Below are 205 nucleotides of genomic sequence, written 5' to 3' on the forward strand. Positions count from 1 at the left end.
TTGATGGCACAGCGTCAACGATCAAAGTCACGATTAATGGCACTAACGATGCAGCGACAGTCAGTACCGCAACAGTCAGTGTGGATGAGACTGATAAAGCGGTAACGACATCAGGCACGTTAACCAGTACCGATGTTGATAATCCTGATAACACATTTACGCCAGACTCCATTGTTGGAGCTAATGGCGACCTAACTATTGATGC

At 46.3% G+C, this 205-nt stretch carries 1 protein-coding gene; it reads left to right on the forward strand.

Going from position 1 to position 205, the window contains the following annotated elements; genetic code table 11:
* Positions 1–205 (forward strand): VCBS domain-containing protein (locus tag AB4375_RS21465; RefSeq protein ID WP_372052492.1); only part of this gene is annotated, 205 nt, incomplete at both ends.

It is taken from the genome of Vibrio sp. 10N.261.51.C6 (genome assembly GCF_041471785.1).
In the GTDB taxonomy this organism is placed as follows: Bacteria; Pseudomonadota; Gammaproteobacteria; order Enterobacterales; family Vibrionaceae; genus Vibrio; species Vibrio crassostreae_C.